We start from the raw sequence: 5,878 nt of genomic DNA, 5'->3' as shown, positions 1-5,878 counted from the left end.
AGGACCGGTCGGCGGCGGCTGGCGCGACCAGTCGGGTGTGGAGGACGCCCACCGCTTCGAGCAGCGCGTCCCGGGCGGCGTGGCCCACACCCGTGGCGTTGATCAGGCCGTGCACGTGGCCGCTGTGACGACGGAGGGTCACGTCGACGCCCGCCTCGGACAGGGCGGCCGCATAGCGTTCGCCCTCGTCGCGGAGCACGTCGAATCCGGCCACCACGACATAGGCCGGCGGCGCGTGGCCGAGCTCGTCGGCGAGCAGGGGCGAGACGCGGGGGTCCAGGGCCTGCTCGGGCTCGGTGAGGTAGTGCGACTTGTACCAGTCCATCTGGGCCTCGGTGAGGAAGAACCCGCGACCGAACAGCTCGTAGGACCGGTGCTTGGTGGACAGGTCCGTCACCGGGTTGAACAGCACCTGCATCGCCGGCGGGGTCCACCCGGGAGCCCGGTGCAGCGAGACCACCGCGGCGAGGTTCCCGCCGGCGCTCTCGCCGCCGATCGCGATGGCCCGCGGGTCGAGGTCGTACTCCTCGGCATGAGCGACGATGTGCCCGAACGCCGCGAGGACGTCCTCCAGGCCTCCGGGGAACGGATGCTCGGGTGCGAGCCGGTAGTCGATCGAGATGACGGTCAGCGGCGTGTGGGCGGCGAGGAATCGGGCCACCGAGTCGCCCGAGTCGAGGTCGCCCAGGACCCACCCGCCTCCGTGGAGATAGACCAGGGCGGCGCTCGGCCCCTCGATCCCCGCGGGCCGGTACAGGCGGGCGGGGATCGGGCCGTGGGGACCGGGGATGGTGAGCGAACGGACGGTCTCGACGGGGGTCTGGTGACCGAAGACGAAGGCTTCTCCCGCGATCTGCTGCCTCCCCTGTTCCAGCGGGAGCTGGTCGAACGTCTCCGACACACCGAGGTTCAACAGCCGCGTGCCCACCTGGGCTTCGAGCCCGAGTTCCTGCCCGTCGACCCGGATGGGAGGTCCGGCGATCAGTCGCTGGACCGGGGCGGGCGCCGCTCCGATGGCCCGGATGACGCGGCGCAGAACGCGTTCCGCGAGGGGCCTGTGTGCAGTGGTCATGGAGGCACTCGATTCTGCGGGGTCGAACGTGGGGTGCGACCAGCGTAAACCCAACTTGGACGCACGTCCAGTACTTCCCGTGGATCGTCAGCCGGCCTAATCGTATTTCGCCGCCAGTCCCGAGAGCGTCCGGGTGATCCCCTCGGCGTTCTTCCGCGCCATCCCGACGCGCTCCATGATCCTGCCGATCTTCGACGGACGGTTGTCGAAGCTCTCGGTGACCTCGGTCCGCCCGTCCGCGGTCGGGGTGAACTCCCACCTCCAGCGGTGTCCGGCGGGATGCGCCCACTCGACGACCTTGAGCTCCGGGGTGTCGATGTGTTCGGTGACGGTGGAGGTGATGCGGTACGGGACCCCGTACATCCGCATCTTCGTGGTGAACGTCGCGCCCTCGGACAGGGCGGCCGGGCCCGTGACGTTGTCGCGGACGGTCCCAGACCCGTCAACGAGCCCGTGCTTCGCGGGATCGTTGACCAGGCCGAACAGCTCATCGGCGGGGGCGTTGACGATGACGCGCCGGGCGACGACGCGGGGGCCGCGGTCGACGGTGGTGATGGAGGTCATGGGTGGGCCGGTCCTCTCGGGGAGACGTCGATGACGAGTCGGACCACGACACGACTCGGGTCGGCGGGCCCGTCTGCCGACCACCGTACGCTCGGGTCCCGCCATGAACCCGGCCCAGTACGGCATCGTCTCCCGTGCCGGGCACTACTTCGGGACACACGTCCCTCTCCCCGGTGGCGCCCGCGTCGGCGTGGGCGCGGCCCGACCGGTGGAGGGTGTCCGGGTGACGCCATAGCGTGGTGGACCCACCGCTACGAAAGGCGCCTCATGACCCACGCACGGCCCTCCGACCCCGACCCCGGCCAGACCCCCGATCTCGACAGCGGCGGCTCGCCCGACGGCCCGCAGACCCCGGACTCCGATTCGACGTCGATGCAGTCCGACAGCGCGACCGAGAAGCAGGGGCCGATGGAGCAGCAGAGCCCCACCCCGTCCCCGTCCAAGAAGGGGGCGTACATCCCGATCATCGTCATCGTCGCCATCGTCCTCCTTCTGGTGGTCGGGCTCGTGGGTTACGCAGTGACGGTCTGACCCGTGTCCGCCGCGTTCGACACCGTGATCATCGGAGCGGGCAACGCCGGGATCTCCCTGGCCGCGCGCCTGCGCCGGGACGGCCGGGAGGACATCGCGATCGTCGACCCGGCCCCCGTCCACCGGTACAGGCCGATGCTCAACTACGCCGCCGCCGGCCTGGCCCAGATGAGGCGGTACGAACGGGCGATGACGAGCGTCGTCCCCTCCGGCGTGCAGCTCCTGCCCCACCCCGCCGGGCGGGTGGACACCGATGCCCGGACCGTGACCCTCGGTCCGCGCGAGCAGGGCCCCACGGTGAACTACGAGAACCTGGTCGTCTGCCCCGGCCTGACCCCCCGGTGGGACGCGATCCCCGGACTGGACAAGGCGTACGTCGCCGGGTGGGCGGCGTCCGCCCACGTGCCCGAGTACGCCGGTCGCGCGTGTGCGGCGCTGGTCCGCCTCCGCGAGGGGTCCGTGGTGTTCTCGGTACCGCCGGAACCCGCCTCCTGCGGGGGCACCGTGCTCAAGGCCATGTTCCTCGCGTGCGACCGGTGGCGACGCGAGAAGGTGCTCGACCGGATCGAGGTGCACCTGGTCACCCCGTTCGGAGGTCTGCTCGGACTCGAACCGTGCGACTCGCACCTGCTCCCACTGATCCGGGAGTACGGCATCACCGTCCACGAGCGCTCCGACGTCGCCGCCGTCGACCACCACGCGCGCACCGTCACCCTGACCGGTGCCGTGTCCACGACGATCGAGCACGTCGACCTCGCCTATGTCACGCCGCTGAGCCGGGCACCGGAGTTCATCACCCGGGCCGGGTTGTCCGACGGGGGCGAGGCCGGGCTCGTCGAGGTGGATCCACAGCGCTTGAGCCACGCCCGCGCCGACTCGGTCTGGGGCCTGGGCGACGCCGCCGCCGCCGGCACCCGCCCGTCCGGCGGGGCCTTACGTCCCCAGGTGGCGGTGGTCGCCGACAACCTCCGCGCGGCCCGGGACGGTGGCCCGGGGTCGCGGTACGACGGCTACACGATCATCCCCATCGCCGTGGGCCGGGACCGCCTCATGCTGGCCGAGCACGACCGGGACGGACGGCCGGCGCCCGAGATCCCCGGGATCGACCTGACGGTCCCCAGGCGCTCGACGTACGCGTTCGACCGCTATCTCCAGCCGGTCCTCTACTTCCGGAAGCTGCTGCGCGGACGGGTCTGAGAACGGGGTCCGACGACGGATCGGGGACGGTCCGCGGACCGCTCAATCGCGCGACCCGACACCGGCGCGCAGGGCGGCCTCGATCATGTCGTACAGGTGCGCCACCACCACCTCGAACCGGTCGTTGACCACGGTGTTGCGGGCATCTCGGCGGTCCTCGAAGACCGCCAACGCGCCGGTGAACATCTGGGTGGCCAGGTCGATGCGTTCGAACGCCACCCGCCGCGGCAGGTGGGACAGCACGTCGATGAGCCGCACCACCACGTCGTCGGCCGCCGTCCGCAGATCCGCCTCCGGGATACCGGGAGCCATGACCGGGCCGACCCTCTGCAGGAACCGCGCGTAGTGCGTGGCCTCGGGGTGGGAACGCAGGAGGTCGACGATGGGGCCGAAGAGAACCCCGACGAGGGTGTGCAGGTCCTCACCCAGGCCCTGTTCGTCGGCCGCGGCCAGGCGCCGCCTGCGGTCGGCGTCGAGGGCGACGATGCGCCGCCGCAGCACCTGCAGGATCAAGCCGTCGCGGCTACCGAAGTGATACTGGACCGCCGAGTTGTTGCGTTGGCCGGCCGCCGTCGCGACGTCGCGCATCGAGACGTCGTCCAGGCCTCGCTCGCTGATCATCTTCTCGGCGATCTCGATCATCACCGTCTTGGCGCCCCTGGCCTTCCCGGCCTCCACGGTGCGATCGGCCCGCCCGGAGGGTGTCACCGCGTCGGCTGCGCTCGGTTCGGCAGTGCGATCATCGGATCCGTGCTGCACCGGGACTCCACTTCCGACCTGCAGCCTCAGCTACTCGGGGCTGAGCACCGTCAGGACTGGTACGGCCGGCGGGATTCCGACGACAGTGGGGTGCCACTGGACTCGGGGGACCGGCGCTGCTCATGGTGCCCCATGTCGACTGCGGTCGGGGATCGCTCGTCCCGGGTGGGTGTGCGAGGTCAGCCCCAGCGGGACTGCCCTCCGTCCAGGGGGATGGTCGCTCCACTGAGGTACGAGGCCTCGGCCGAGCACAGCCAGGCCACGGGGCGACCGATGTCACTCAGCGGATCGCCGACGCGGCCGGCGGGGATGCTCGAGACGAACTCCCGGGCCTCCTCGGGGTTGTTCTCCATCCACCAGTCCAACCCGGGACTGTGCGCATGCGGCGCGATGTTGAGAGCGCGGGTGCCCTCGGAGGCCCACTCGTAGGCGGCCGCGCGGGTCAGTGCGCGGATGGCCTCCTTGACCGCGGAGTAGATGCCGTAGTTCGCGGCGTCCCACCGGACGGCGGCGGCGGTCACGAGGTTGATGATCGTGCCGCCTCCGCGCTTGGCCATCTCGGGCCGGGCCAGCTTCATCAGGCTGAACGTCACGCGGGGCCCGCCCTCGAAGGCCTTGCGGAACTCGTCGTCCGGGTAGTCCGACAGCGGCAGCGGCATGGCCATGTTGGCGTTGTTGACCAGTATGTCGACCCCGCCGAGCTTCTCCACCGCGGTCGCGATGATCGCCTCGGGGGCTCCGTCGGTGATGATGTCGACGGCCAGGCACTCGGCGGTGCCCCCGTTCGAGCGGATGATCTCGGCGACCCGCTCGAGCTTGCGCATCCGGCGCCCGACCAGCAGGAGCGCGGCGCCGGATTCGGCGAGACCGAGTGCGATGCCCTCCCCGACCCCCTGCCCGCCGCCGGTGACGATGGCGACCTTTCCGGCAAGTCGGTCCTCGCGTGTGGTGCCGGGGTTCCCGGCGGGCTGCGCTGTGGTGTCGTGCTGCGTTGTCGTGTCGGGCTGCGCTGTGGTGTCGGTCATGGGGTCCTCCGGGGGTCGGTGCGGGGGTGCGTGCGAGTCGGGCCGGCGTTCGGCAACGAGGGAGATCACCCTCGCCCGGCGCCCTCACCGCCGTCGGCGGGGGCGAGGTGGTTGTCGGTGAGCGTGAAGCTCGGGATGTCCTTGAGGTCGATCATCGCCTCGTACGTACGCGAGTAACCGGTGCTGGTGATGACCCACCGACCGTCGTGGCGTGCGTAGGTGTCGGAGTAGAAGGCGCCCCCGATGATCATCGTGTCGAAGGCGGGGACGATCACCCGGTCCTGCAGGTACCAGCGAGCGGTGGCGGTGTCGCCGTCCACCTCGATCTCCGGGTGGTGGGCCTGGTGCTCGGTGATCACGTCGTCGGTCATCTGCTCCCGCAGCCCGGCCACCACCTCGTCGCGGCCGGTGTAGGACAGGCGCCTACCGTAGGACGCCGAGACCTCGGGCGCGAGCGTCTCCGCGAGCTCGTCCCACAGCCGCAGGTCCACACAGCGCAGGTAGCGGTATTTCAGGGCCTTGATCGCGTCGATGTCGTCGCGGCGGTCGGTGGTGGTCATCGTGGGCCTTTCTCGCGAGGGGGGCGCGTCAGTCCACACCCGTCAAGCCGACTGTAGTCAGTTGTGTACAGTTCGGGGATGGAAAGCGAGAACCGGTCCGACGACGACGAGGACGGCCACCCCGGCCCGCTCCCGCCCGACCCCGCGACCGCCCGCGGGCACGGCGCCCC

General features: G+C 71.0%; 8 protein-coding genes. 3 read left to right on the top strand and 5 right to left on the bottom strand.

Translation table 11 applies throughout. The features are described 5' to 3' along the window. Together G6026_RS07505 and G6026_RS07500 are read right to left on the bottom strand one after the other, a co-directional pair. Window positions 1-1,072: alpha/beta hydrolase (locus G6026_RS07505; RefSeq protein WP_182612805.1), on the bottom strand; the 1,072-nt coding region annotated here is incomplete at its 3' end. Window positions 1,073-1,168: 96 nt separating this feature from the next. Next, complete coding sequence (locus G6026_RS07500; RefSeq protein WP_182612804.1) at window positions 1,169-1,636, bottom strand: SRPBCC family protein; 468 nt, start codon at window positions 1,634-1,636, stop codon at window positions 1,169-1,171. Between the two features lie 103 nt (window positions 1,637-1,739). Here G6026_RS07500 and G6026_RS17795 point away from each other — a divergent pair, with 103 nt between their 5' ends. Genes G6026_RS17795 through G6026_RS07490 form a run of 3 tightly spaced genes read left to right on the top strand, consistent with a single transcriptional unit; the run spans window position 1,740 to window position 3,364 of the window. Continuing rightward, on the top strand, window positions 1,740-1,871 hold the full coding sequence (locus G6026_RS17795; protein ID WP_255458022.1) for a hypothetical protein: 132 nt from the start codon (window positions 1,740-1,742) through the stop codon (window positions 1,869-1,871). 32 nt (window positions 1,872-1,903) lie between these two features. Beyond that, complete coding sequence (locus tag G6026_RS07495) at window positions 1,904-2,167, top strand: hypothetical protein (protein WP_107757175.1); 264 nt, start codon at window positions 1,904-1,906, stop codon at window positions 2,165-2,167. 3 nt (window positions 2,168-2,170) lie between these two features. Beyond that, window positions 2,171-3,364, top strand: a complete 1,194-nt coding sequence (locus G6026_RS07490) for an FAD/NAD(P)-binding oxidoreductase (protein ID WP_182612803.1) — start codon at window positions 2,171-2,173, stop codon at window positions 3,362-3,364. 42 nt (window positions 3,365-3,406) lie between these two features. On the opposite strand, the gene G6026_RS07485 is transcribed toward G6026_RS07490, so the two are convergent. From G6026_RS07485 to G6026_RS07475, 3 genes are all read right to left on the bottom strand, one after another. Then, the gene (locus G6026_RS07485) at window positions 3,407-4,123 is read right to left on the bottom strand and encodes a TetR/AcrR family transcriptional regulator (RefSeq protein WP_107757177.1); all 717 of its coding nucleotides are present in this window, start codon (window positions 4,121-4,123) and stop codon (window positions 3,407-3,409) included. 179 nt (window positions 4,124-4,302) lie between these two features. After that, complete coding sequence (locus G6026_RS07480) at window positions 4,303-5,148, bottom strand: SDR family oxidoreductase (RefSeq protein ID WP_194305667.1); 846 nt, start codon at window positions 5,146-5,148, stop codon at window positions 4,303-4,305. Between the two features lie 65 nt (window positions 5,149-5,213). Beyond that, window positions 5,214-5,708: a nuclear transport factor 2 family protein gene (locus G6026_RS07475; RefSeq protein WP_182612802.1), complete on the bottom strand. Its 495-nt coding sequence runs from the start codon at window positions 5,706-5,708 to the stop codon at window positions 5,214-5,216. Window positions 5,709-5,878: the final 170 nt, after the last annotated feature.

This window comes from Dietzia sp. DQ11-38-2 (genome assembly GCF_014145055.1).
In the GTDB taxonomy this organism is placed as follows: Bacteria; Actinomycetota; Actinomycetes; order Mycobacteriales; family Mycobacteriaceae; genus Dietzia.
Note: the sequence above shows the minus strand (reverse complement) of the source record. Positions and strands in the feature narration are given on the sequence as shown.

Coding starts and splice junctions, on each gene's coding strand:
- G6026_RS17795 (WP_255458022.1), top strand. CDS start 1,740: ATGAACCCGGCCCAGTACGGCATCGTCTCCCGTGCCGGGCACTACTTC.
- G6026_RS07480 (WP_194305667.1), bottom strand. CDS start 5,148: ATGACCGACACCACAGCGCAGCCCGACACGACAACGCAGCACGACACC.
- G6026_RS07475 (WP_182612802.1), bottom strand. CDS start 5,708: ATGACCACCACCGACCGCCGCGACGACATCGACGCGATCAAGGCCCTG.
- G6026_RS07495 (WP_107757175.1), top strand. CDS start 1,904: ATGACCCACGCACGGCCCTCCGACCCCGACCCCGGCCAGACCCCCGAT.
- G6026_RS07500 (WP_182612804.1), bottom strand. CDS start 1,636: ATGACCTCCATCACCACCGTCGACCGCGGCCCCCGCGTCGTCGCCCGG.